This window comes from Promicromonospora sp. NPDC060204, assembly GCF_042728455.1.
GTDB lineage: Bacteria > Actinomycetota > Actinomycetes > Actinomycetales > Cellulomonadaceae > Promicromonospora.
The window spans coordinates 1-25,830 of record NZ_JBHWZO010000069.1 but is presented as its reverse complement, the minus strand read 5'-3'; the positions used below and the strand labels follow the sequence as shown (position 1 = coordinate 25,830).

Below are 25,830 nucleotides of genomic sequence, written 5' to 3'. Positions count from 1 at the left end.
CCACGACGTGGCGCATGCGGCCGGGCCCTCTGCGTCGTCAGAGCACTCCGTGCCGTCCGGGCTGCCGCGGTCCGGTCGCCGCCGTCCCGCGATGCGAGACGCGGCAAAGTTCACCCGCACTCGCCGGAAGGCCTGGTCCGGGGCCGGATGTCAGCGGAAATTCATGTGACGGACCTCACTCCCGTTACATTCTGGAAACACTTCCGCTAGCCTGGGGCGCGCATCCTCTCCCACAATTCGGTAGAGCAACCCGCTACGGCGAGTCGATGCAGGCGCATGAAGCACAGCGAGTTCGGCACGGTGAGCAGGCGGGCAAGGTCCCGCGGCGACCGGTACGACGTGGCAAGGAACTCGCCGGCAGCCTGGCCCCGAGACGGGGCACGGGCCCAGCAGAGCACGTCCATCACGTACGACACATGAACCGAGTGGGGTTACCAGGGATGAATGGCGAATCGATTCGACACTTCACGGACGGCCGCGTTCCCGACGCCGGGATCGCGCACCTCTTCAGCGTCGAGAACCGATTCCAGGCGCGCCTCGACGTCGAGGCCGCGCTCGCGCTCGCAGAGGCTGAGATCGGCCTGATCCCGGAGCCGGCCGGTGAGACGATCGCCCGGGCCGCGCAGATCGAGAAGCTGGACCTCGACCGCGTGGCGGCGGAGACGGCGTCCGCCAGCCACCCCCTGATGCCGCTCATCGAGGAGTTCGCCCGCGTGGTCGGGCGCCAGTACGGCGGCTGGGTGCACTGGGGCGCCACGACGCAGAACATCACGCAGACGGCGGACGTGCTCGTGCTGCGCGACGCGCACCGGGCGGTCAAGGACCTGCTCGCCAAGGTGCTGCGCGGCATGTCCAAGCTCGCGGAGGCCTCCGCGGCGGTGCCGATGGCGGGCCGCACGCACAGCCAGCACGCCGTGCCCGTCACGTTCGGCTTCAAGGTCGCCGTCTGGATCGACGAGCTGACGGCGCACACCGACCGGCTCGAGCGCCTCGAGGACCGGCTCTTCCGGGTGCTCATGGGCGGCGCCGTCGGCACGTTCGCGTCGTTCGGGCCGGCCGGCCGCGAGGTCGAGCGCCGCGTCGCCAACCACCTCGGGCTCGGCACCATGCCCGTGCCGTCGCGCGCGATCAACGACGGCATCGTCGAGCTCGTCCTCGTCCTCGGCCAGGTCGCCGGGACCGCCGGCAAGATCGGCAAGGACATCTACTCGATGATGCAGCCGGAGTTCGGTGAGGCGTTCGAGCCCATCCCGGAGGGCACCGTCGGCAGCTCGACCATGCCGCACAAGCGCAACCCGCAGCTCGCCCTGGACCTCCTGTCGATGAGCGCCCAGCTCCGTGCGCTGGCCGCACCCGCGCTGGAGTCGATGCAGCACGACCACGAGGCGAACGGCGGCATGACCGACCTCCTGGAGTCGACGGTCTCCCGCGCCGCCGTCCTGGCCGGCGACATCCTGACCCGCCTCGACGTGATCCTCGACGGCCTGGAGCTGGACGAGCAGCGGATGCGCGCCAACCTGGCGCTGAGCGAGGGCCTCATCGGCTCGGAGTCGCTCATGATGGAGCTCGGCGAGCGCATCGGCCGGCAGAAGGCCCACGAGGTCGTGTACGAGGTGGCGCAGGAGTCCGCCGTCGGCGACGAGCAGTTCCTCGACCTGCTGGTGCGCAACGCGACCGTCAGCGCGTACTTCGACCGGGACGAGATCTGCCGTCTGATCGACCCGCGCGCCTACCTCGGCGAGAGCGTCACCATCGCGCACGACATGGCCCAGCACGCCCGCGCCGTCGCCGACCGGCTCGAGTTCAGCGCCCGGACGGCCAAGCCGGTCCCGCTCTTCGTCCGTGCGGCGGCCGACGAGCCCGCCGACGAGGCGGGCACCGGGGACGACGTCGTCCGCCCGGTCGACGACACCAGGGTGGCCGCGGCGGCGCGCACCCCGGAGGAGCTCCTGCTCGTCGGCCTGTAGGTCTCTACGCGCCTGCCAGAACTTGCTCGCCTGCTAGAAGAGGGTGCCTGACTCCCAGGTACGGCCGGCGCCGGTCACGACCGGCGTCGGCCGCGTCACGGGCGGCGCGCTCTCGCGGGCCTCGACGGTGAGGCTCCCGTCCCGCAGCTCGGCGTCGGGGATCATCCCGGCGTCCGGCACCAGCATCTCGCCGACGCCGCCGCGTCCCGCCGCCCACTCCTCCGCGGCGAAGCCCGCTAGCTGGTCGACCCGGTCGTTGTACGGGTTGCCCACGTGACCACGCACCCAGTGGAACCGCACGGGGCCGGTGCGCTCGGTGACGGCGCGGTCGATGTCCTGCACCAGGCCGACGTTCGGCACGGGCTCGCCGGCGGGGGAGCGCCAGCCGTTGCGCTTCCACCCCTCGGACCACTCGGACACGGACCGTACGGCGTACTGCGAGCCGGACTCCACGAGCAGCGGCTCGCTGCCGGGGTGCGCGTCGATGGCGCGGAGCAGAGCTGAGAGTGCCGCGACCTGATCGTTGCCCTGGGCCGCGCCGCCCGAGTCGAACTGCCCGCCCGCGTGGTTGATCCACGCCCATCCGATCGCGCCGCCCGGCGCGGCCGACCCGTGCGTGCTGACGATGATCACGGCGTCCATTGTGCATCCTTCTGCCCGAGAATCCGGACGCCTGGCCGGGGGTGGACGGCGTTCGAGAGTTCGGCGCGGCGAAACCGAGGCCAAGGGCCTACGAAACCCATGACCGGCGATCCACGGGCATGATGGCTGGGTGCCTCACGTACCTTCCGACCCCGCCCGTCGCTCGTCCGGCGGCACACCCACGCCCGAACAGCGCGCGCAGGGGCTGCACCCCTCGCGACCCCGGACCCGCGCCGACATCCGGCGGTGGCGCCGGCTGCTCGCCGACGAGCGGGCCGAGGCCGCGGTCTACCGCGACCTGGCGGGCCGGCGCACGGGCGAGGAGCGGGAGATCCTGCTCGCGCTCGCGCGGGCGGAGAAGCGGCACGAGTCGCACTGGCTCGACCTCCTGGGTCCCGACGTCGGCGCGCCCGTGCGCGGCGACCTGCGGACCCGCGGCCTCGGCTTCCTGGCCCGCCGGTTCGGCGGCGTCTTCGTGCTGGCGCTCGCCCAGCGGGCCGAGGCCCGGTCCTCGTACGCGCACGACGCGGACGCCACCGAGACGATGGCGGCCGACGAGCAGATCCACGAGGAGGTCGTGCGGGCGCTGGCCACCCGGGGTCGCAACCGGCTGTCGGGCACGTTCCGCGCCGCGGTCTTCGGCGCGAACGACGGGCTCGTGTCGAACCTCGCGCTCGTGCTCGGCATCGGTGCCTCCGGCGTCGCGACGAGCACCGTGCTGCTGACCGGGCTCGCGGGCCTCCTCGCGGGCGCGCTGTCGATGGGCGCCGGCGAGTTCGTGTCGGTGCGCTCGCAGCGGGAGCTGCTCGAGGCGTCGTCACCGTCGCCCACGGCCGACGACGCGCTGCCACACCTCGACGTCGACGCGAACGAGCTCGCGCTCGTGTACCGGGCGCGGGGCATGGCCGGCGAGGAGGCGACGGCGCGTGCCGACGCCGTGCTCGCGCGGCTCGCCGTGGCGCCCGTGTCGGGCGGGCTGCTCCTGGAGCCCGCCGCCGAGAACGACTCCGCCGACGAGGTCGACGACCTGGAGACGCACGGGACGGCGTGGGGAGCGGCGGTGTCGTCCTTCCTGTTCTTCGCGTCGGGCGCGGTCGTCCCGGTGCTGCCCTACCTCTTCGGCCTCGAGGGGCTCGCGGCGGTCGCCGTCGCGACCGCGCTGGTCGGGATCGCGCTGCTGGTGACGGGCGCCGTCGTCGGGCTGCTGTCGGGCACCTCCCCGCTCACCCGGGCGCTGCGGCAGATCGCGATCGGGCTCGGCGCGGCCGCCGCCACGTACGTCCTCGGGCTGGTGTTCGGGGCCACCGTCGGGTGATCCCGGAGAGTTCACCCGCCCCTCTCCGGCTGCGTGCAGATAGCCCTTGATGCCCTGAAATAACTGAGATATCGGGCCTCTTCCGACATACGCCGGTACCCATGCACAATATTCTCGATCCGCAAACCGCAGGTTTGTAGTTGCCGAACCTCGGAACGCACCGCAGATTAAATGTGTATGCATGGCTGCTGAGCGGCCCGTCAAGGGTCGGAGAGCGGGAGACCGATGTCGAAGGACGCACGGACGAGCGCGGGGGACCACCTCCGTCGCGTCGTCGTGCGCGCCGTCGGCAGCCTCGCGCTCGGCGCCGCGGGCGTCGCGCTCGGCGTCGGCCTCGCGGCCCCGTCCAGCGCCGCCGAGCGCCCGTCGCTCGGGTCGCTGCTCGGCGACACCGTGGAGGCGACGGTGCAGACCGTCGTCCAGACGACCGAGGCGCTCGGGTCGGTCACGACGATCGACCAGGCCGCGACGGGCGGTACCGGGTCGGCGACGACGCCGGCCGCGCCGGGGTCCGCGACCCCTGCGCCGGAGGCTCCCGTGCCCGCCGCCGAGCCCGCGCCGAAGCCGGCCGAGCCCGCTGCGCCCGCTCCCGAGCCGGCGCCCGCCGAGCCCGCGTCGCCGTCGGCGGGCAAGCCCGCGTCGGCCGCGCCGTCGTCCGCAGGGAAGCCGGCGGAGCCCGTCACCCAGGCCGTCGACGACGTCGTCGCGGCGGTCTCCGAGGGCGTGCTGGAGCCGGTGACGACGCCGGTCAAGACGGTGACGGAGCCCGTGGGCCAGATCGTCGCCGGTGTCACGAAGCAGCCCGTGGAGCAGGTCGCCGAGGTCGTCGAGCAGGTCTCCGACCCGGTCCTCAAGCCCGTCACGGAGCAGGTCGGCAACGTCCTGACCCCCGTGACCGAGCCGGTCGGCGAGGTGCTCGCCCCGGTGACGGGCGTCGTCGGGCAGGTCGTCTCGCCGCTCGCTCCGGTGCTCGGCGCCGTGACCGAGCCGCTGGCGCCCGTGACGGGCGGCCTCCTGGCCCCCGTGGCCGACGTGCTCGCCCCGGTGACCGGCGCGGTGGGCGGCGTGACCGCCCCGATCGTGCAGGTGCTCAAGCCGGTGACCGCCCCGGTCACGGACGCCCTGGCACCCGTGCTGACGCCGGTCGGCGAGGCCGTCGCCCCCGTCGGCGAGGTGCTCGCCCCGGTCGTCGAGCCGCTGACCCCGATCGTGGAGCCGCTCGTCCCGGCACCCGCCGTGCTGCCGGCCGAGCCGGCCACGGACGCGCCGGCGACGGACGTGCCGACGACGGTGGTCCCGACCCAGCGGGTCGACGACCCCACAGAGCCGACGTACCCGGGGGCGCTGCAGACCCCCGGTGACGCCGCGGGTGTCGTGGTCTGGACCTCAGCCGGGGTCCAGCACGCGATGCTCGACCTGATGCGTGCCCCCGCACCCGTGGTCGCCGTCGACACCGTCGACGCGCTGATCGTGACGGCGGGCGTCGTGGAGACGGGCGGCCCCGGCCTGCTGGGCGCGGGCCTCCCGCTCGCCGCCGGCGGCGTGGGCACCGCGGCGTCCGCCGGGAGCGCCGGCGGCGCCCTGGGCGGCGGCGCCCCGCAGCTCAAGGTGCCGGGCGGCGACGCCCTGGCGGTGCTCTCCGCCCTGCTGGTCTTCCGGGCGCGCTCCTGGCGCGTGTCGACCGACGAGTCGCGCGCCAAGCTGGCGAGCAGCTACACGGACATCCCCGTCTCTCCTGCCTGACCTGGCTGGTCCGCGCACACGTGCGCGGTACCGCCCGACGGCGCCTGTGCCGTCGGCTCCACGCCGGGCAAGGAGAGACCCATGCACAAGAACTTTCGACGGGCGCTGTACACGGCGCTCGTGACGGGCGGCCTCGTGGTCGTCGGCGCCGCCTCGGCCTACGCCGCGGGCGCTGGTCTGCCGGATGCTGCTCAGGGAGCCCCCGGGACGATCGAGGGTGCTGCCTCGCCTGCTGCTGCGCCCGAGGGGCCGGCCGACGGCGCCGCGGAGGTCGTGTCGGACGACGGCGCGGCTGAGGCCGCCGCGACGGTTACTCCGGCCCGCGACACGGCGGAGCTTGCTCCGGCCGATGACGGCGCCGAGTCCGTGGCGCATGTCGACATCTCCGGCGTCGTCGAGGAGGTCCTCGACGGGACGCTCGGTGAGGACGGCCTGGTCGACGGGATCCTGGAGGGTCTCCTGCCCGTCGAGACCGAGGTGCCCGGCGCCGATCCCGGTGCCGGTGCGCCCGGTGTGGAAGAACCTGGTGCCGGAGAACCCGGTACGGACGTGCCGGGCACGGACGTGCCGGGCACGGATCAGCCCGGCACGGAGCCCGGTACCGGAGAACCTGGCACGGACGAGCCCGGCACGGACGAGCCCGGCACCGATCAGCCGGGTACCGATCCCGGTACCGACGGACCGGGCATCCTCGATCCCGGCATCCTCGACCCCGACGCGGGTGACCCCGACGTCGTCGAACCGGGTGTCGGTGAACCTGGACCCGGCGAGCCCGCGCCCGGCCGTCCCGGCCGGGACACGCTCGGGACCGGTGGTTCGCGGCCCGTGCACGAGACAGGACTTCCCGGGGCGGACGCCCCCGGGATCACCCGCCCCGCTGGTGACCGGTCCGCCACGGCTGCCGGCACCGCCGCGGCAGACGCGACGCCCGGTTCCGCCGACGCGGCCGACGCGGCCGACACCGGCGCGTCGTCCGGCGATCCGGTCCAGGGTGCCGACGCCGAGAACGCAGGCGTCGACCTCAGCTGGGGTGACAAGGCGGTCGTCGTGCCGACGGCCTACGACGGGGCGCTCCTGGCGGGCGGTCCGCACGAGGGCTACCTCATCGGCACATCGAACAGGCTCGACGGGCAGGTGGTGCCGGTGGACGTTCCCGGCGAAACCCTTGCCCAGACGGGCCCCATGATCACGGGGCAGCTCGCGCTGGTCTCGCTCCTTCTGGGGCTGGGCATCGTGGTGCTCCGTATGCGTCGCCGTCGTTACGTGGTCTGAACCACGGAGCGACGGGCGACAACGGCCCGGGCGCGGTCCTGCCGACGAGCTTGTCAAGGGGCTCGTGAAGCAGGACCGGCTCAGCCCGGGTCGGAGAGGTTCGTGAGGTCGGGGCGCCGCTGGGGGGCGTCCCGGCCCACGGACCGGAGTCTGGGGTCGGGACACCGCTGGGGGGTGTCCCGGCCCACGGACCCGAGTCTGGGGTCGGGGCGCCGCTGGGGGGCGGCCCGGCCCACGGACGAGGTGAACAGAGCGGGAGCTCAGGGCATCGGGGGGTGACCTGGGCGCCCGCTCTGTCATGTCCGGGTTCGACATGCCGGTGAGCTGCTTGATGACGCCCTGGCCCTCGCCGAGCACCGCGGCCACGTTCTTGGTGATCGCGGAGGCCCCGTCGGTCGAGACCACGGTCATGCCCTGGATCGAGGCGATCGGCTCGGCGGCGGCCCGGACGATGTCCGGGAGGCGCTCGATGAGCTCCTGCACCAGCGCGGCCTCGCCGTACTTGCGCAGGGCCTCGGCCTTGGCGTCGGTGGCCGTCGCCTCTGCGAGACCCTCGGCCTCGACGGCGGCGGCGCGCGCCCGGCCCTCGGCCTCGATACCGGCGGCGAGGGCGACCTGCCGGTCGCGCTCGGCCTCACCGGCGCGGCGGACCGACTCTGCGGACGCCTCGGCGTCCTGCAGCGCGGCCGTCTTGTTGGCCTGCGCGATCGTGGTGCGCTTGAACGCCTCGGCCTCGGTGGCCGCGTTGTTGGCGTCGCGGCGGGCGTTTGCGCCCTGGACCTCGGCGTACGCCTTGGCCTCCGCGGGCTTGCGCACCTCGATGTCGAGGCGCTCCTGCTCCACGCGCGCCTTCTCGGCCATGGCCTCGCGCTCCTGCTGGGCCACGAGCCGGTCCTGCTCGGCCCGGGCGAGCTGGCCGGCGGCGTCCGCCTCGGCGTTCGCCTTGTCGGTCTCCGCCTTGATGGCGGCCTTCTTGAGGTCGAGCGCCTTCTGGCGCTCGGCGATCTGCTCGGCGGCCTCGATCACGGCGAACTCCGAGGCGCGGTTCGCCTCGGCCTCGGACACCTCGGCGAGCTGACGGGCGTTGGCGGCCTCGGCGCGGCCGAGGTTCGCGAGGTAGTCCGAGCCCGGCGTCGAGATGTCGGAGATGTTCAGCAGGTCGACCTGGAGGCCCTGCTCCGAGAGGTCCGTCTTGGTCGACTGCACCACGCGGTCGGACAGGCCCTTGCGGTCCGAGATGATCTGCTCGATCGTCATGTCGCCGACGATCGACCGCAGCGAGCCCTCCAGGGACTCCTTGATGATCTCGGTGAGCAGGTGCTGCTGGGACAGGAAGCGCTGCGCGGCACGCCGCACCCCCTCCTCGTCACCGCGCACCTTGAAGTTGATCGACGCCTTGATCGCGATCTTGATGCGGTTCTTGTCGACGCCCTCGACGGTGATGCCGATCTGCCGCTGCTCGAGCGAGATCGAGAAGCCCTGCTGCAGCACCGGCCAGACGAAGGCCCGGCCCCCGACGACCACCCGCTGGCTCGCCGTCTGGGCCTCGGACTTTCCCGCGCCGCGGCCCACGACGATCAGCGCCTCGTTCGGCGGCACCCGCCGGATGCGGCTCGCGACGAACGCGAGGACGAGGAAGATCGCGAGGACGCCCGCGGCGACGGCGATGACACCTATGAGTTGACCGGTCATTTCGGCTCCTGGGGTGGGGTGTGCCGGCCGAGCCGTCGAGCGGTCCCGGCCGAGGGTGCGTTCGGGGAGGGGCGGGGGACGGGGTGGCGCCGGGGCCAGGCTCAGCGCACGGGCTCGACCTTGACCCGGGAACCGTGCTGCTCGACGACGACGACGCGCGTGCCCTGCTCGATCGGCTCGTCCGAGAACGCGAGCCGGGCCTCCAGCTCCGTGGCGGCGTCCAGAGAGACCTCGCCGTGGCCGCGGTCGACGTCGGACGTCACGCTGCCCTGCGCGCCGACCAGGGAGACCGGGCCGCCGTCCTCGCCGGCCTTGAGGCGCTTGATCAGCACGTTGACCAGGACGATCACCAGGACGGCGACCACGAGGCCCGCGGGGTAGGCGACCCAGACGGGAAGGCCGGACGAAACGATCACCGTGCCGGTCGCGCCGAAGAGCAGCGCACCCGCGCCGAGCGACGTGCCCGAGATGGCGCCGTCGAGCAGGTCGAAGAAGTCGCCGAGCAGCAGTGACGCGAGCGCGAGGGCGAGTCCGAGGAGACCGATGACGATGAAGACGAGCATGCGCGTCCGTTCGTGAAGTTTCTGGGAGTCGTCTGCAAGTTATCAGGAAATGGAATGTTATCTCCTGATAAAAGGGGTGAACTTCTGCTCTGTCCGCAGGTGAGCGGGCGTTACTCCCGTGCCGCGGACTGGCGCCGCAGCGTGCGGGCCGCGGCCAGCGTCAGCAGGGTGGCGAACCAGGCCGCGGCGACGGGCACCAGAAAGCCGGCGGCCGCCCCGGCGTCGTCCACCCGCAGCCCGGCGACGGACGCGCCGAGCGAGGCGCCGATGCCGATCGACGTGCCCACCCAGGTCAGGGCCTCGGTGAGCTGATGCTTGCCGACCATGTCCTGCACCAGGCCGTTTCCGGTGATGACGGTGGGTGCGATGGCCAGGCCGGCCACGAACATCGCGGCCGCCAGCGCCCAGAGCGTGTGCGCGAGAAGAAAGAGGGACACGCCGGGGCCGAGCGCGGCCATGCCGATCACGAACCGCCGGACCGCCGGGCTCGTGAAGTGCCGGGCGCCGTAGGCGAGCCCCGCGACCATGGAGCCCAGCGCGAAGACCGCGAGCACGAGGCCGGAGGCACCCTTGCTGCCCTGCTCCTCCGCGAACGCGACGGTGACGACCTCCATGGAGCCGAAGATCATGCCCATGGCCACGAAGACGAGCACCAGCACGGGCATCCCCGGCACGAGGACCACCGGCCGGTGCCGCACCTCGGCGTCGGCGGCCACGACGGCCGGCTCCGTGGACCGCTGCACCAGGAACAGCAGCCCGCCGACCAGTGCCGCGATCCCGGCGACCACCAGGGCGGACGGCGCGGCCACCGCCGTCGCGAGCGTCGTGGCCAGCACCGGACCCACGATGTAGACCAGCTCGTCGACCGACGACTCCAGCGAGTACGCGGTGTGCAGCCGGCGCGGGTCGTCGAGCACGCCGTTCCAGCGGGCCCGGACCATGGAGCCGTACGAGCCCTGGCTCCCGCCGGCGATCGCGGCGAGCGGCCACAGCGCCCACTCCGGGGCGCCGAGCACCGCGGCCGTGACGAGCCCGCCCAGCCCGGTGACGGACACGAGCAGCGCGGGCAGCAGCACCCTCCGCTGACCGCGCCGGTCCACCCAGCGGGCGATCTGCGGGGCGAGGAACGCCTGCGCCAGGCCCAGCACCGCCGCGACGCGGCCCGCCATGGCGTAGCTGTCGTACAGGCCCTGGACCATGAGCACGGCGCCGATGCCGACCATCGACATCGGGAGCCGGGCCAGCGCGCCGGCCGCGGAGAACTTGAGCGCACCCGGGGTGCGGAGTACCGCCGTGTAGGGGTTGGAGCGGGGTGAGGCGGCGGTCTGTGGCACGGGTCGAGTCTCGCACCGACCACTGACACCGGCCCCGCGTCCCCTGGTGACCCGGCTCACGTCGCGACCGGCCGTACGGGGCTGGCGACCGGCTGCCCGGTGCCGCACGATGGGCCCCATGACGGACGAGCCCCAGGTGACAGTGGTCGACAATCCCGACGAGTCCCGGTTCGAGGTGCGCGTCGACGGCACCCTGGCCGGCTTCGCGGTCTACGAGACGGATCCGGGCGTCGTGTACTTCGTGCACACCGAGGTCTTCGAGGAGTTCGCCGGCCAGGGCCTGGCGGGCCGGCTCGCGCAGGCGGCGCTCCGCATGGTGCGCGAGGCCGGCAACAAGATCGTGCCGCTGTGCCCGTACATCAAGGCGTACGTGCGCAAGCACTCGCCCGAGTACGACGACCTGCTGGGCGCGCCGGTCCCGGAGGCGTGAAAGTAAGTTTCACAATCTCGTTCACTGTGCAAACTTCACATCCGACGCGACATGTGCGAGAGTTTCTCCACGGCGTCGCCCGGTGGCATTGATTGTCACCTCAGTGTGGCCGATCGACGCCGGCCAACCTAGCAAAACCACATCACCGAGCACCACGGCACCAACCCCCAGCAGCCAGCACCGGAGGTCAAGCACGTGAGGCACCCCGCCCGCCGTGAGGCGACCGATCTGCCAGCCTATGCGCGCACCATGTCGCTCCAGAAGGAACGGCAGGCGGGGGTGATGTCGGGGATCGGACGCCGGGAGTTCCTCACCATGGCGGCGACGGGCACGGCGGCCGCCGCGATCGGGGTCTCGATCGCGGCGCTCGACCCCGCCACGGCGCTCGGGGCCACGGCCATGACGGGCAACGCGACGCCGGAGCCGTCGTCGGCCCTCGGCCTCAAGCGCGAGCTGCGCGCCATGTGGATCGCCACCGTGGCCAACATCGACTGGCCGTCGACGAGCGGCCTCGACGCGGACACCCAGAAGGCGGAGTTCCTGCACTGGCTCGACGTGGCCGAGGAGCACCGGCTCAACGCCGTGTTCGTGCAGGTGCGCCCCACGGCCGACGCGTTCTACGACAGCCCGTACGAGCCCTGGTCCAAGTACCTGACGGGCACGCAGGGGCAGGACCCGGGCTACGACCCGCTCGCGTTCATGGTCGAGGAGGCGCACCGGCGCAACATCGAGCTGCACGCCTGGTTCAACCCGTACCGCGTCTCGATCGAGGCAGACCTGTCGCAGCTCGTCCCCGAGCACCCGGCACGGCAGCACGCGGACTGGGTGTGGGAGTACAACGGCCGGCTCTACTTCGACCCGGGCATCCCCGCGGCGCAGGAGCACATCCAGCAGTCCATCCTGCACGCGGTGGAGAACTACGACGTCGACGGCGTGCACTTCGACGACTACTTCTACCCGTACCCGCTGGACGGCCACGTGCTGCCGGACATCGGCACGTACGAGCAGTACGGCGCCGGCTTCGACACGATCGAGGACTGGCGGCGGAACAACGTCGACCACTTCGTCGAGACGATGAGCGTCCGCATCAAGGAGACCAAGCCCTGGGTCAAGTTCGGGATCAGCCCGTTCGGGATCTGGCGCAACTCCACGACCGACCCGCTGGGTTCGGACACCGGCGGGCAGGAGTCGTACGACGACCTCTACGCCGACACCCGCAAGTGGGTGCTCGAGGGCTGGCTCGACTACGTGAACCCGCAGGTCTACTGGCAGATCGGGCTCGCGGTGGCCGACTACGCGAAGCTCGTGCCGTGGTGGGCCGAGGTCGCCGCGCAGTCGGGCACGCAGCTCTACGTGGGCGAGGCCCTTTACAAGGTGACGAGCGGGGTCTTCACCGACCCCGACGAGCTCACCAACCACCTCGACCTCTGCCGGGAGGTCAGCCGCGACGTCGGGCCGATCCACGGCAACGTCTACTACTCGGCCGTGCACGTGCCGGCCGACCCGCAGGGCGCGATGACCAAGGTCGTCGCCGACCACTACCAGCACCCGGCGCTTGTGCCGCCGATGCCGCACCTGCCCGCGGACCCGGTGGTCACCCCGGTGCTCACCAAGGCCCGCCGCGTGCGCGACGGCGTCCGGATCCACCTCGCCGACATCGGCAACAAGGACGCGCGCGCGACGTCGTTCGCCGTCTACCGGGTGGACGGCGCCGCCGAGTCGGTCGACACGAACGATCCGGCGAACCTCGTGGGCACGTTCCGCGCGGCGAGCGGGCGCGTCCAGTCGTGGCTCGACACGTCGGTGGGGCGCGGCGAGACGTACACCTATGCCGTCACCGCGCTGGACCGGGTCTGGAACGAGACCGACCCGAGCCAGCCGCGGGTCGCGGAGTAGGCGTCAGCGCTCGACCGGCAGACCCGCGCCGGCCCAGGCGACGATGCCGCCGTCGAGGTTGGTCGCCTCGAACCCGACCGCCTCGTTGAGCCACTGGGTGGCGCGCGCGGACCGGCCGCCGGAGTGGCAGATGACCAGGATCGGCGCGTCGGCGTCGAGCTCGCCGTAGCGCACGGGCAGGTCGCCCAGCGGGATGTGGACGGCGCCCGGGGCGTGCCCGGCGTCCCACTCGTCCTGCTCGCGCACGTCCAGCAGGACGGAGCCGGCGGGGACGGGGGCGGACGGGTCGAGCTCGCTGGGGTGGCGCGAGGGGATCTCGGGCTGCATCGGCGGGAACATGTCGCCAGCCTACGACGGCTGTGTGGCGGCGTCGGGCCGCCGTCACCCGAGCGAGAACGCGGGGCGGACGCCGGGCCCGGGGGCGAACACGAGCGTGGGCGACGACGGACCCGCCCGGACCTGGCAGTATCGGGCGTATGGATGCGCGTGCCGGAACTCCCGCCCAGCCCAGCGACCTGATCGACGTCGACCGGGTGGTCGGGGCCTACTACGACCTCTCCCCGGACCCGGGCGACCCTGGCCAGCAGGTCGCCTTCGGTACGTCCGGGCACCGCGGGTCGAGCCTCGACCATGCCTTCAACGAGGACCACATCGTGGCGATCACCGCCGCGATCGTGGAGTACCGGCGCGATCAGGGCACGGACGGGCCCCTGTTCATCGGACGGGACACGCACGCGCTGTCCTACCCGGCCTGGCGGACGGCTCTGGAAGTGCTCGCCGCGGCCGACGTCGACGTCATGGTGGACGCGCGCGACTCGTGGACCCCGACGCCCGCCGTCAGCCAGTCGATCCTGCTGCACAACCAGACGCGGTTCGCCGAGGGGACCCCGGGCCAGGCCGCTCCGGGCCTGGGCCTCGCGGACGGCATCGTGGTGACGCCGTCGCACAACCCGCCGCGCGACGGCGGCTTCAAGTACAACCCGCCGCACGGCGGGCCCGCCGACTCCGACGCGACCGGATGGATCGCGGACCGGGCCAACGAGCTCCTGCGCACCGGCGTCGGGCAGGTGAAGAGGGTGCAGCTCGACCAGGCGCTCGCCGCCGAGACCACGCATCGGCACGACTACCTGTCGACGTACGTGGACGACCTCGCGAACGTGCTCGACCTGGACGCCATCCGCACCTCCGGGGTGCGGATCGGGGCCGACCCGCTGGGCGGGGCCTCGGTGGAGTACTGGGGTGCGATCGCCGAGCGGTACGACCTCGACCTCACCGTCGTCAACCCGCAGGTCGACCCGCGCTGGTCGTTCATGACGCTGGACTGGGACGGCAAGATCCGCATGGACTGCAGCTCCCCGTACGCGATGGCGTCGCTGGTGCAGCGGATGACCGCCGGCGACGGCCCGGCGCCCTTCGACGTCGCGACCGGCAACGACGCGGACTCCGACCGGCACGGCATCGTCACGGCCGACGGCCTCATGAACCCCAACCACTTCCTCGCCGTGGCGATCGAGTACCTGTACGGCGGCGCGCGCCCGAACTGGCCCGCCGACGCGGCGATCGGCAAGACGCTCGTGTCGTCGGCGCTCATCGACAAGGTGGCGGGCGGGCTGGATCGCCGCCTCGTGGAGGTGCCGGTCGGCTTCAAGTGGTTCGTCCCGGGCCTGCTGTCGGGCGAGGTCGGTTTCGGCGGGGAGGAGTCGGCGGGCGCGTCGTTCCTGCGCAAGGACGGCCGTGTCTGGTCTACCGACAAGGACGGCCTGCTGCTCGCGCTGCTCGCCTCGGAGATCCTGGCGACCACCGGCAGGTCGCCCTCGGAGCACCACGCAGACCTGGTCGGGCGCTTCGGCGAGAGCTGGTACGCCCGCGTCGACGCCGCCGCCACGCGGGAGCAGAAGGCCCGGCTCGGCGCGCTGTCGCCGCGCGATGTCTCGTCCACGACGCTCGCGGGGCAGGCCATCACGGCCAAGCTGACCGAGGCGCCCGGCAACGGCGCGAAGGTCGGCGGGCTCAAGGTCACGACGAGGGACGCGTGGTTCGCCGCGCGGCCCAGCGGCACCGAGGACGTGTACAAGATCTACGCGGAGTCGTTCGTGTCCGAGGAGCACCTCACCCAGGTGCAGGACGCCGCCCGGAAGCTGGTCGACGAGGCGCTGGGCTGAACTTAAACGATGTGGGTGGTTCTGCCGGGGGCGGCGGTTTCCTAACGTCACGCGGGCACGCCTCGGCCGTTCGGCCAGGCGTGGACCCGGACGAACGGAGAGCGCCATGTCCCGTGCACGACGCCGTACCCGAACGGCGGCCCTGGCCGCAGCACTCGCCCTCGTGGCCACCGCGACCCTGACGACGCAGAGCGCCACCGCCGGGGTGACCAGCCTCGGGGTGACCAGCCTCGGGGTGACGAGCCTTGGGGTGACGAGCCTTGAGGCGGCGCCCGCGGCGTCCGACCTCTACGTGGACACGAACACCCAGGCGTACGCGGCCTGGGCGGCGGCGAGCGGGACCGACAAGGACCTGCTGGCGAAGATCGCCCTGACCCCGCAGTCGTACTGGGTGGGCAACTGGGCGGACGCCGACCACTCCCGCGACGAGGTCGTGGACTACACGGGCCGGGCCGCGGACGCCGGCGCCACCGGTGTGCTGACCGTGTACGCGATCCCGGGCCGCGACTGCGGCAACCACTCCGGCGGCGGGGTGCCCGAGAGCGAGTACGCGCGGTGGGTCGACACGGTGGCGAGCGGCATCGAGGGCAACCCCGTGGTGGTCCTCGAACCGGACGCCCTGGCCCAGCTCGGCGACTGCGACGGCCAGGGCGACCGCGTCGGGTACCTGCGGTACGCGGCGGCCTCGCTGACCGACGCCGGCGCGCGGGTCTACGTCGACGCCGGGCACTCGGGCTGGCTGAGCCCGGCGGAGGCCGCGCGCCGGCTGCAGCTGATCGGCTTCTCGGACGCCGTCGGGTTCGCGCTCAACACGTCGAACTATCAGACCACCGCGGCCACCCAGGCCTATGCGGAGCAGGTGTCGTCCCAGGTGGGCGGCCGGCCCTACGTGATCGACACGTCGCGCAACGGCAACGGGTCCAACGGCGAGTGGTGCAACCCGCGCGGCCGCGCGCTGGGTGAGCAGCCCCGGTTCGTGGACGACGCGACGTCGCTCGACGCGCTGCTGTGGGTCAAGCTCCCCGGCGAGTCGGACGGCGCGTGCAACGGCGGCCCGGCGGCCGGCGCGTGGTGGCAGGAGATCGCGCTGGAGCTGGCGGCCAACGCGAGCTGGTAGCCCAGCAGCTCAGCCAGCCGTCGTCACCAGCAGGTTGACCAGCTGGCTCAGGACGGCGGCGCCGGGTGCGGCGTCGTCGTCCGCCTGCGTGTGGCTCGCCACGGCGGCGGAGCGGGCCGACGACTCGTAGGCGCTGAGCAGCAGGTCGACGGCGGTGCGCTGGTCCACCGTGAACCGCAGGCCGAAGTCCGCGAGGATCCGCGCGATCGCGGCACCGAGCTCGGTGCGCAGCGTCTCCTCCTGCGCGAGGAACGGCCGCCCGACGGCGGGGTCGCGCATGGCCAGCAGCTCGAGCTCGGCACGCATCAGCGCGCCCTGCCGGGCGTCCCCGGCGTCCGGGACCAGCACCGAGAGGATCCTGCCGATGGCGTCGGGGTTCACTGCGCCGCAGTGGACGACGTCCGGCTCCATGTTCTTGGTGACCGACTCCAGCGCGACGAGCTCGCGGCGCATCGCCCGCTCGGAGAGCGCGAGGAACAGCTCCTCCTTGCTGCTGAAGTTCGAGTAGAAGGCGCCGCGGGTGAACCCGGCGGCCTCGCACACGGCCTCGATGGACGCGCCGCGGATGCCGTGCTGGGCGAAGACCGCGAAGGCGGCGTCGAGCAGGCGTTCGCGGGTTCGTTCACGTCGTGGGGTCAGGGCCGTGGCGAACGCGCGCTCGACGGACGACCCTGAGCCGACGTCGCTGGCGGGCTCGGTGGTCACAGCAGCTCCTCGGGGTATCGAGTGGCCAGTCTATCAATACATCCGTGTATCCGATGCACTCGTGTATCGGATACAGTGGTGCATCGAACGTCCCCACATCGGTCCCCGCCTCGTCCAGGAGTGTGCGTGTCCTCCGTTCTCTACTCGCTCGGCCGCTGGGCCGTCCGCGCCCGTCGGCTCGTCGTAGCCGGCTGGGTCGTGGCACTCGTCCTCGTGGGCGGTGCGGCCGGCCTGCTGCAACAGGGCCTCGACAACCAGGTGTCCATCCCCGGCACCGAGTCGCAGGAGGCGCTTGATCGCCTCGCTGCAACCTTTCCGCAGGTCAGTGGCGCATCCGCGCAGGTGATCGTGGTCGCGCCCGACGGCGGGACCATCAACGACGACGCGATGCGCACCGCCATCGAGGACGGCGTCGCGGACCTCGAGGACGTCTCGCAGGTCGAGGTGGTCACCTCGCCGTACGACGACCTGATGCCCGCCTCGGTGTCCGACGACGAGCGCGCCACCCTCCTGACGATCCAGCTCGACGGCGACCAGGGTTCGATCACCGACGAGACCAAGGACGCGCTGGGCGTCGAGACCGACGCGCTCGCGCAGGCCCTGCCCGCCGGCGCCGAGGCGCACCTCGGCGGCCAGCTCTTCTCGTCCAAGTTCCCCGAGATGACGCTCACCGAGGGCATCGGCCTGCTGGTCGCGCTCGTGGTGCTCGTGCTGACCCTCGGCTCGCTCGTGGCCGCGGGTCTCCCGCTGCTCAACGCGCTGCTCGGTGTCGGCGCCTCGATGGGCCTGCTGTTCGCCGCCACGGTGCTCGGCCCGATCAACTCGACCACCCCGATGCTGGCGGTGATGTTGGGCCTGGCGGTCGGTATCGACTACGCCCTGTTCATCGTCTCGCGGCACCGGGAGCAGCTCGGCAAGGGCCTTGACGTGCACGAGTCGATCGCGCGGGCGACCGCCACGGCCGGCTCCGCCGTCGTGTTCGCGGGCCTCACCGTGATGATCGCGCTGGTCGGCCTGGGCGTCGCGGGCATCCCGTTCCTCACCATCATGGGCGTCGCCGCCGCGGTCACCGTGGGTGTCACCGTGCTGGTGTCGCTGACCCTGCTGCCCGCGCTGCTCGGCTTCGCCGGGGAGCGGCTGCGGCCCCGGCCGTCGCGCAAGGAGCGGCGTGCGGCGGCTCGTGCCGAGGCGGCCGTGGCCGCCGCGGCGGCGAACGACGACCCTGAGGCGACCCGCTCCCGCACCGCCGTCGTGGCGCTGCCGGAGCAGAAGCCGAACCGGTTCTTCACCGGCTGGGTGCGTGCGGTGACCAAGATCCCGGCGCTCACGGTGGTGCTGGTGATCGCCGCGATGGGTGCACTGAGCTACCCCGCGCTGGACCTGCGCCTCGCGCTCCCGGACGCGGGCGTCATGGCCAAGGAGGACCCGGCGCGCGTCACGTACGACCTGGTCTCCGAGCACTTCGGCGACGGGTTCAACGGTCCGCTGATCGTGACCGGGTCCATCGTGACCAGCACCGACCCGGTGGCGCTGATGGACCAGATCGGCGACGAGATCGCGGACCTGCCCGGCGTGGCCGACGTACCGCTGTCGACGCCCAACGAGACGGCGGACACCGGCATCATCCAGGTGGTCCCCGAGGGCGGCCCGACGTCCGCCGAGACCGAGGACCTGGTGCGCGAGATCCGCTCGCTGCACGACCACTTCCTCGACGAGTACGGCGTCGACCTGTCGGTCACCGGATTCACCGCGGTCGGCATCGACGTGTCGGACAAGCTCGGCGACGCGCTGCTGCCCTTCGCGCTCGTCGTCGTGGGGCTGTCTCTGATCCTGCTCACGATGGTCTTCCGGTCGATCGCCGTGCCGATCAAGGCGACGATCGGCTACCTGTTCTCGGTGGGCGCGGCGTTCGGCGTGGTCTCGCTCGTTTTCGAGCACGGCGTGCTCGCCGAGGCGCTCAACGTGACGCGCACCGGGCCGGTCATCAGCTTCATGCCGATCGTGCTCATGGGCATCCTGTTCGGCCTCGCCATGGACTACGAGGTGTTCCTCGTGTCCCGCATGCGCGAGGACTACGTGCACGGCGGCAGCGCCAAGCACGCCATCACCACCGGTTTCCAGGGCTCCGCCAAGGTGGTCACGGCCGCGGCGATCATCATGATCGCGGTCTTCGTGGCGTTCGTGCCGCACGGCGACATGAACCTCAAGCCGATCGCGCTGGGCCTCGCCGTGGGTGTGGCCGTGGACGCGTTCGTGGTGCGCATGGTCTTCGTCCCCGCGGTGCTCGCGCTGCTGGGCGAGAAGGCCTGGTACATGCCGAAGTGGCTCGACAAGGTGCTGCCCTCGTTCGACGTCGAGGGCGAGGGGCTGACCCGCGAGCTGTCGCTGGCGGACTGGCCCGAGCCGGGGGCGACCGACGCGGTCGCGGCCGGGGACCTGGAGGTGCACGGCCCGTCCGGCACCATCGTCGGCCCGGTGAGCGTCCGGGTGCCCGAGGGCGGCACGCTGCTCGTCCACGGTGACGCGACGGCCCCGGTCAGCGCCTTCCTGCTGGCCGTGGCCGGGCGGATCAAGGTGACGGGCGGGATGGCGAAGACCGTGGGTCTGGTGCTGCCCGAGCGTGCCTCGTCCGTGCGGCACCGCGTCGCGGTGGTCGACGCGGCCGCCGAGGGCGGGTCTCCCGCCGCAGCGGTCCGGCGAGCCCTGGGCGACAGACCGAAGGTGCTCGTCGTGGACGCCACCGAGACGGTGGGCGACCTGGCGGCACGTGCCGGGCTGGCACAGGCGGTCGCCGCCGCCCAGCGTGCGGGCGTCGCGGTGCTGCTCGGCTCGACCGGCTTCGCCGCGACCGACCTGGCACCGGCCGGCGCTCAGACGCTGGACGTGACCCCGGGCGACCGAGCGACGGCCGGCGCCCACCTTGACCAGAACACCGACGTGACCGAGCAGGAGGTGCGGGCATGAGTACCGCAACGAGGTGGCTCCGGCCCGAGCCCTTCCGCAACCCGTGGCGCGCCGTAGCAGTGGCGCTCCTTCCCCTGATGATCCTGGGCCTGCTCATCTCGGCCCTGTGGAACCCGCAGGATCGGCTCGACACCGTCAAGGCCGCGATCGTGAACCTCGACGAGCCGGTGGAGATCGACGGCCAGACCGTGCCGCTCGGCCGTCAGCTCGCCGCCGGCCTGGTGAGCGGCGGCGAGACCGCCGACGCCGAGGCAGGCGAGGCCGCGGCGATCCCGGCGTCGGACGCCAGCTACGACTGGGAGATATCCGACGCGGCGACGGCGGCCGACGGCTTGGCCGACGGGACCTACGCGGCGGTCATCACCATCCCCGAGGGCTTCTCCGCGGCGGCGACGTCGTTCAGCAGTGACGACCCGGAGGATGCGGAGCAGGCGACCATCGACGTCGCTACCGCCCCCGACGGCCGGGTGCTCGACGACGCCCTCGCGCAGGTGGTGGCCCAGACCGCCACCGGCGTGCTCGGCAGCACCCTGACCGAGACGTACGTGGACAACGTGCTCGTCGGTTTCTCCACGCTCTCGGAGGAGCTGGGCAAGGCAGCCGACGGCGCCGGCCAGCTCGCTGACGGCGCGACCGAGGCGGGCAAGGGCGCGCAGCAACTCGCGGACGGCGCGCGACAGACCTCTGACGGGGTCTCCGGGCTCGGTGACGGGGTGTCCGGCCTGGCCGGCGGTGCCGGCACGTGGGCCTCGGGCGCCGGGCAGTGGGCTGCGGGCGCGGACCAGGCGGCAGCGGGCGTGGCCGGCCTAGCCTCGGGGGCATCCGGTCTGGCGGACGGGGCGGACCAGATCGCCGCCGGTGTGGGTCAGAGCTCTGCCGGGGCCGCTGGTCTGGCTGACGGTGCGGCGCAGCTCGCCGAGGGGGCCTCCGACCTGTCCGACGGTGCTGCCGGTCTTGCCGATGGGACGGGGCAGCTCTCAGCGGGTGCGAAGAAGGCCGCCGACGGTGCGCAGACGCTCGCCGGGAGCGCGGCAGCCGCGTCGGAGGGGGCCGTCGCCCTGTTCACGGAGACCGCGAAGGTCTGCGCCAACCCTGCGCTGGCGCTCCAGGTCCCGGAGCTGTGCGCCGCGATGGCCGAGCACAGCAACCTCCCGGTTGATGCCGGCACGGTCGAGTACGGCCTCAACGCGATGTCCGACAAGAACAGCGAGGAGAGCCTCTACGGTCTCGCTGCGGGGGCCTCGAAGCTCTCCGCGGGCGCGGACGAGGTCGCCGCTGGTGCTGACGGGCTCGCGGTCGGTGTCAACAAGGTCTCCACGGGCAACAAGCAGCTGGCCGGTGGACTCAGCGGGCTCGAGGACGGCGCGACTCAGCTCGCGGGCGGCCTTGGTGAGCTGGCGACTGGGGCCGACCAGGCGGCAGGCGGCGTGAGCGGGCTGTCCGCCGGCGCCCGTGAGCTCTCTGGTGGTGCAGGTGGAATCGCGTCGGGTGCCACGCAGCTCGCTGACGGTGCCGGTCAGCTGGAGACGGGTACCGACCAGCTCGCGACCGGCGTCGACGGCCTGGCCGACGGCGTCGGCGAGCTGGCGGGTGGCGCGACGGACCTCTCGGACGGCCTGGGTCAGGCGACCGAGGAGATCCCGTCGTACACGGAGCAGGAGCGCAAGTCCCTGGCCTCCGTCGTGGCCGACCCGGTCGCGACCGACGGCGAGGTCACCGACCTCAACACCGGCGCGACCGGCCCGATGTTCGCGGTGCTGGCGCTCTGGCTCGGCGCGCTCGCGCTGATGATCGTGTTCCCGCCGGTGCCGCTGCGCGCTCGCGGCTCCACGCGCGGCGCGTTCCGGCTCACGCTCGGCACGTTCGTCGTCCCCGCCGCGATCAGCCTGTTCACGGGCCTCGCGACGGGTGCGATCCTGGCCGGCATCGAGGGTCTCGACGTCGGCGGCTGGCTCGCGGCGATGGGCTTCGGCGCGCTCGTGTCGGTCGCGTTCGTCGCGGTCAACCAGGCGCTCGCCGCGGCGCTCGGGCACATCGGCCGGGGCGTGAGCCTCCTGATCGCGGTGCTCGTCATCGCGACGGGAGTCGTGTCGACCGTGCCGGGCCTGCTGGACGGGCTGGCCGGGTTCCTTCCGGTCGGTCCGGCCCAGGTAGGCCTCGTGCGGCTCATCGAGCCCGGCACGGGCGGCATCGGCATGGCGATCGCCGCGATGGTCCTCTGGGCCGCCGCGGGTCTGGTCGTCACGACGCTCATGGTCGCGCGTGAGCGCACCGTCCGGGTCGCGGAGCTCCTCCGCACCGCCTGACCCACCTCCGCTGAGTGCGGGATATTTGCGCCTTCCAGCAGGCTGGAGGGCGCAAATATCCCGCACTCAGCTGTTTTCTACCCGGCGCAGGCGGCCCGTTGTGTCCGGCCACGGCACGTGCACCGGCTCCAGCGGGACCAGGGCCTTCGCCAGGAAGGCGTCGCGGAGCACGACGCCGGCGGGGGACAGCTCGCTGATCGCGAGCTCCCGGCCCGCGCCGTCGAGCAGCCAGTGCTCCGCGAGCTCGCGGAGGCCACGATCGAGCACCAGCTCCTCGGCCGCGTGGTAGTCGCACACGTCGCCGACGGCGTGGCCGAGGCGGTTTCGCGGGATCACCTCGGCGTAGTCCTCGGTCACCGGTTCGAGGTAACCGACGGTCTCGCCGTCCTCCCGCGTGACCGCGAGCCACGTGTCGACAGGGGCTGTCTCCGGCATCGTCATGGCTCGACCCTAGGGTCGCCCACGGCGCCCGCGCCCGCTGTTTTCGGGCACGGGCACGGGCACGGGCACGGGCACGGGCATGGGCGCCGGCCCGCCGGCGCGCCGCACGCGCAGCCCAGGTCGGACTTCCGGATCAGGCCGTGCACACCCACCGTCCGGTCGACGACCTGCGAGACGGCGAAGTCGGCCGCCGCCGAGAGGTAGGCGTAGGCGACCGCCCGGTCCAGGCCGTGGTCGTGCTCCAGGAAGTCCAGCGCGTTGACGACGGCCCGGCGCATCGCGACGTCGAGATCGCTGAGCTGGCCGCCCACCACGCCGTCCGGGTCGGACAGGCCGATCGGGATCCACGCGTCCGCGGTCTCGGCGAAGGGGTACGAGTACGCCACCGACGGCGCGTCCCCGGAGCCGGGCTTGCAGACCGTGAGCCGGAACGTCCCGCGCAGCGAGCCCTCCATGGCGGTGAGCGCCACCTCGCCGTCGCCCATCGCCATGTGCGGGTCGCCGACGTAGAAGAGCGCGCCCTCGGCGCTGACCGGCAGGTAGAACGTGGAGCCGGCGCCGAGGTGACTGATGTCGATGTTGCCGCCGCCCAGCGTCGGCGGGATCGAGTTGGCCTCGGGCGCGGTCAGGCTCGTCGTCTCGGCGTAGGCGACGCCCATCATCCCGAAGAAGGTCCGGAGCGGGAACCGCACCCGTCCCCGGCCGGAGCCCATGGTCGCGTGGTCGCCGTGCACCTCGGCGAACACGGACACGTTGCCGTACTCGGTCGGGACGCCGGAGCCGCGGCCGTCGGTCGCGACGGGTGGCATCACCTCGTCGAGCGTGATCCCGGCGGGCGCGCCCGCGGCCGTCGCAGCGAGCGAGCCCTTGCCGTGTCGCGACGAGACCACGCCGTACGGCACGCGGGGCGTGGCCTCCAGCGTCTCGATCTTCAGCACGTCGCCCGGTTCGGCACCCTCCACGAACACGGGCCCGGTCACGACGTGCGGTCCGTCGACGTCGAAGTTCCGCGCCGTCCGGGAGTACCCGGCGGCGATCGCGGCGGCGTCCTCGAGCACCTCGCGGCGTCGCACGCCGTGCTCGGCGAAGTAGGTGACCGGGTCCCGGCCCTGGTCCTCGAGGATGCCCTCGTGGGACACGGAGTCGATGGTGATGGTCCGTCCCGAGCGGACGCGCGCCACGGCGTCGGCGTGCACCGACGGGACGTAGCCCCACAGGACGTCGTCGGTGTCGGAGCCCAGGTAGACGTCGCCGCGGATACGCCCCCGGCCGGGCTGGAGGATCCCGGAGAACTTCCCGGAGCCCCGCCCACCAGCACCCCGCGCGGCGGACGCACCCGCCGCAGCCGACGCGGTCGCGGCCGACGCCGGCACCGCCGATCCCGCGGCCAGCGCCGATCCCGCCCCCACGCCGAGCGCGGCCTGCAGGAACCGGCGCCTGCCCAGGGCCACGACCAGGGTCTGCGCCGCCGTTCGTCCGTCGTGCTGTCCGCCTTGCTGTCCGCGAGGTGTCACGGGTCCACGCTCCTTCGGTCGGGCGCGCGGTCGGGCACCGCGCGCCCCTGACGCTAGGAAGCGGAGATTTCGCCCGGATGTGCGGATCGTTACGACAGCAACCATGCACCTGCTGCCAGGCGGCCCTCACTGCTGGCAGCAGGTGCATGGTCGACGCCAGCTCGAGGCCACGCCCGCCCGTGGGCGACGGCCGTCAGTCGAAGTAGCGCACCACGTCCACCGGGCCGCCTTGCGCGGCGAACTCCTCGTGGACGGCGGCCCGCAGCCCCGCGTCGCACAGGTAGTCCAGGGCCGTCGCCGCCAGTCCGGCGGCGCTGTCGACGGCGGCCGAGACCGCCGCCGGGGTCGCCGCCGCGGCCGCGAACTCCGCCGTGTGCAGCGCGACGTCCGGCGCGGAGACCTGCACCAAAGGGTGGATGCCGGGGATCCGGAACGAGACGTTGCCGAAGTCGGTCGACGCCGCGAGCGTCTCCGAGAGCACGCCCGCGGGCAGCGGGTCGCGTCCGCGCCGGCGCTGCGCCGAGACCCACCGCTCGGTCAGCGTGTCGTTGGTGCGCACGGGGAGGCTCGGGTGCGCGCCGTCGTCCCAGGTGATCTCCACCTCGGTGCCGGTCATCAGGGCCGCACCACGGGCGATGTCGTCGAGGCGGCGCGAGAGGTCGCGCAGGGTGTCGGGGTACTTGGAGCGCGCGTACAGGTGCACCACCGCGCGCTCGGTGATGATGCTGGGCCGTGTGCCGCCCTCGGCGATCGTCGCGTGCACGCGGTCCACGGGCGGCATCTGCTGCCGCAGCAGGCCGATGCCCTGGTAGGCGAGGGTCGCGGCGTCCAGCGCGTTCCGGCCCATGTACGGCTGGGCCGAGGCGTGCGCCGGCCGACCCGTGAAGGTCCAGGTCAGCAGACGGCGGCCGAGCCAGACCTGGTCGGCGACGTCGAGCCCGTACGGGTGCACCATGATGGCGGCGTCGATGCCCTCCAACGCCCCGTTGCGGGCCAGGACCTCCTTGCCGGAGTGCCCCTCCTCCGCGGGCGTCCCGAGCAGGACGACGCGGCCCGCCGGGACCGCGCTGGACGCAGAGCCGGCAGCGCCGCCGAACGAGTCACCCGACGTCAGCACCTCGTGCAGCGCGAGGAACGCACCGACGCCGGACGCCGCGATGACGTTGTGGCCGCAGGCGTGCCCGATTCCGGGCAGCGCGTCGTACTCGGCGCAGATGGCGATGGTCGGACCGGCGGGGTCGCCGAACTCGGCCCGGAACGCCGTCGGGACGCCGTGGGCACCCAGCTCCGCCTCGACGCCGTGCCGGGCGAGCACCTCCACCAGCGTCGCGGCGCTCCGGTGCTCCTCGAAGGCCGGCTCGGGGTGCTCGTGCAGCCGCCGGACGATCTCCGCGAGCTCGGGTTCGAGCCGGTCCGCCGCCTGCTCGACGGCGGCGACCAGCTCGGCGGGCGCGCCGACGTCGGGCCGGGCCGTGCCCGTGCCGGCTGCCCCACCGGGCCCACCAGAGGCCGCGCCGGCCAGGGCGGCCCGCCGCCCCGCGGTCTCGGCGACCAGGTGGTCGAGGTACGCGGTGCTGGGCGGAGTGGGGCGGTTCATGCGGTCCATCGTATGGAGAGCGTTACACGACCGAATAATCACCCTTTACGTGACGGCCCCAGGCCGCCTGGTCACCCGATCGGGCCGGGGAACGGGATCTTCCTGGACTGATCCACCCCGTCCACCTCGCCGAAACGGAACGCCCGGCCCGGTTGCGCGGGAGGCAGGAC

At 72.9% G+C, this 25,830-nt stretch carries 17 protein-coding genes and 1 pseudogene; 9 read left to right on the top strand and 9 right to left on the bottom strand.

Annotation, left to right across the window (positions count from 1 at the left end):
- Positions 1-440 precede the first annotated feature (440 nt).
- On the top strand, positions 441-1,967 hold the full coding sequence (locus tag ACFWEJ_RS11335; RefSeq protein ID WP_377229307.1) for an adenylosuccinate lyase family protein: 1,527 nt from the start codon (positions 441-443) through the stop codon (positions 1,965-1,967).
- 33 nt (positions 1,968-2,000) lie between these two features.
- Here the strand turns inward: ACFWEJ_RS11335 and ACFWEJ_RS11330 are convergent, their stop codons facing one another.
- On the bottom strand, positions 2,001-2,609 hold the full coding sequence (locus tag ACFWEJ_RS11330) for a ribonuclease H (RefSeq protein WP_377229306.1): 609 nt from the start codon (positions 2,607-2,609) through the stop codon (positions 2,001-2,003).
- A 130-nt stretch (positions 2,610-2,739) separates the two neighbouring features.
- On the opposite strand from ACFWEJ_RS11330, the gene ACFWEJ_RS11325 reads away from it, so the two are divergent.
- Together ACFWEJ_RS11325 and ACFWEJ_RS11320 are read left to right on the top strand one after the other, a co-directional pair.
- Positions 2,740-3,924 carry a VIT1/CCC1 family protein gene (locus tag ACFWEJ_RS11325; RefSeq protein WP_377229305.1) on the top strand — a complete coding sequence of 395 codons (1,185 nt, stop codon included), beginning with the start codon at positions 2,740-2,742 and terminating at the stop codon, positions 3,922-3,924.
- Positions 3,925-4,149: 225 nt separating this feature from the next.
- Positions 4,150-5,667: a hypothetical protein gene (locus ACFWEJ_RS11320; protein WP_377229304.1), complete on the top strand. Its 1,518-nt coding sequence runs from the start codon at positions 4,150-4,152 to the stop codon at positions 5,665-5,667.
- 1,584 nt (positions 5,668-7,251) lie between these two features.
- Here ACFWEJ_RS11320 and ACFWEJ_RS11315 read toward each other — a convergent pair.
- The 3 genes and pseudogenes from ACFWEJ_RS11315 to ACFWEJ_RS11305 all read right to left on the bottom strand — a co-directional run.
- Positions 7,252-8,631 (bottom strand): annotated as a pseudogene (locus ACFWEJ_RS11315) (flotillin family protein); the annotation flags it as partial.
- Between the two features lie 101 nt (positions 8,632-8,732).
- Positions 8,733-9,194 carry an NfeD family protein gene (locus ACFWEJ_RS11310; RefSeq protein WP_377229303.1) on the bottom strand — a complete coding sequence of 154 codons (462 nt, stop codon included), beginning with the start codon at positions 9,192-9,194 and terminating at the stop codon, positions 8,733-8,735.
- 110 nt (positions 9,195-9,304) lie between these two features.
- Positions 9,305-10,528, bottom strand: coding sequence for an MFS transporter (locus ACFWEJ_RS11305; protein WP_377229302.1), 1,224 nt, complete (start codon positions 10,526-10,528; stop codon positions 9,305-9,307).
- A gap of 118 nt (positions 10,529-10,646) precedes the next feature.
- On the opposite strand from ACFWEJ_RS11305, the gene ACFWEJ_RS11300 reads away from it, so the two are divergent.
- Both ACFWEJ_RS11300 and ACFWEJ_RS11295 read left to right on the top strand, forming a co-directional pair.
- Positions 10,647-10,958, top strand: coding sequence for a GNAT family N-acetyltransferase (locus ACFWEJ_RS11300; protein WP_377229301.1), 312 nt, complete (start codon positions 10,647-10,649; stop codon positions 10,956-10,958).
- 249 nt (positions 10,959-11,207) lie between these two features.
- A complete protein-coding gene (locus ACFWEJ_RS11295) occupies positions 11,208-12,854 on the top strand; it encodes a glycoside hydrolase family 10 protein (RefSeq protein WP_377229300.1) in 1,647 nt (548 codons plus the stop codon).
- A gap of 3 nt (positions 12,855-12,857) precedes the next feature.
- On the opposite strand, the gene ACFWEJ_RS11290 is transcribed toward ACFWEJ_RS11295, so the two are convergent.
- A complete protein-coding gene (locus ACFWEJ_RS11290; RefSeq protein ID WP_377229299.1) occupies positions 12,858-13,193 on the bottom strand; it encodes a rhodanese-like domain-containing protein in 336 nt (111 codons plus the stop codon).
- A gap of 137 nt (positions 13,194-13,330) precedes the next feature.
- On the opposite strand from ACFWEJ_RS11290, the gene pgm reads away from it, so the two are divergent.
- Positions 13,331-15,016, top strand: coding sequence for a phosphoglucomutase (alpha-D-glucose-1,6-bisphosphate-dependent) (gene pgm / locus ACFWEJ_RS11285; RefSeq protein WP_377229298.1), 1,686 nt, complete (start codon positions 13,331-13,333; stop codon positions 15,014-15,016).
- Positions 15,017-15,122: 106 nt separating this feature from the next.
- Positions 15,123-16,133, top strand: a complete 1,011-nt coding sequence (locus tag ACFWEJ_RS11280; RefSeq protein WP_377229297.1) for a glycoside hydrolase family 6 protein — start codon at positions 15,123-15,125, stop codon at positions 16,131-16,133.
- Positions 16,134-16,142: 9 nt separating this feature from the next.
- Here the strand turns inward: ACFWEJ_RS11280 and ACFWEJ_RS11275 are convergent, their stop codons facing one another.
- Positions 16,143-16,838 carry a TetR/AcrR family transcriptional regulator gene (locus tag ACFWEJ_RS11275; protein ID WP_377229296.1) on the bottom strand — a complete coding sequence of 232 codons (696 nt, stop codon included), beginning with the start codon at positions 16,836-16,838 and terminating at the stop codon, positions 16,143-16,145.
- A gap of 126 nt (positions 16,839-16,964) precedes the next feature.
- Between ACFWEJ_RS11275 and ACFWEJ_RS11270 the strand changes: the two genes are divergently transcribed.
- On the top strand, positions 16,965-19,802 hold the full coding sequence (locus ACFWEJ_RS11270; protein WP_377229295.1) for an MMPL family transporter: 2,838 nt from the start codon (positions 16,965-16,967) through the stop codon (positions 19,800-19,802).
- Positions 19,799-22,108 carry a YhgE/Pip domain-containing protein gene (locus ACFWEJ_RS11265; protein ID WP_377229294.1) on the top strand — a complete coding sequence of 770 codons (2,310 nt, stop codon included), beginning with the start codon at positions 19,799-19,801 and terminating at the stop codon, positions 22,106-22,108. The genes ACFWEJ_RS11270 and ACFWEJ_RS11265 overlap by 4 nt, the downstream gene beginning before the upstream one ends.
- Before the next feature lie 66 nt (positions 22,109-22,174).
- Here the strand turns inward: ACFWEJ_RS11265 and ACFWEJ_RS11260 are convergent, their stop codons facing one another.
- The 3 genes from ACFWEJ_RS11260 to ACFWEJ_RS11250 all read right to left on the bottom strand — a co-directional run bounded on the left by ACFWEJ_RS11260 (position 22,175) and on the right by ACFWEJ_RS11250 (position 25,669).
- Positions 22,175-22,549 carry a hypothetical protein gene (locus tag ACFWEJ_RS11260; protein ID WP_377229293.1) on the bottom strand — a complete coding sequence of 125 codons (375 nt, stop codon included), beginning with the start codon at positions 22,547-22,549 and terminating at the stop codon, positions 22,175-22,177.
- Entirely contained in the window at positions 22,546-24,063 is a 1,518-nt protein-coding gene (locus tag ACFWEJ_RS11255) for an acetamidase/formamidase family protein (protein ID WP_377229292.1), read from the bottom strand. The genes ACFWEJ_RS11260 and ACFWEJ_RS11255 overlap by 4 nt, the downstream gene beginning before the upstream one ends.
- Positions 24,064-24,256: 193 nt before the next feature.
- Complete coding sequence (locus ACFWEJ_RS11250) at positions 24,257-25,669, bottom strand: M20 family metallopeptidase (RefSeq protein ID WP_377229291.1); 1,413 nt, start codon at positions 25,667-25,669, stop codon at positions 24,257-24,259.
- Positions 25,670-25,830: the final 161 nt, after the last annotated feature.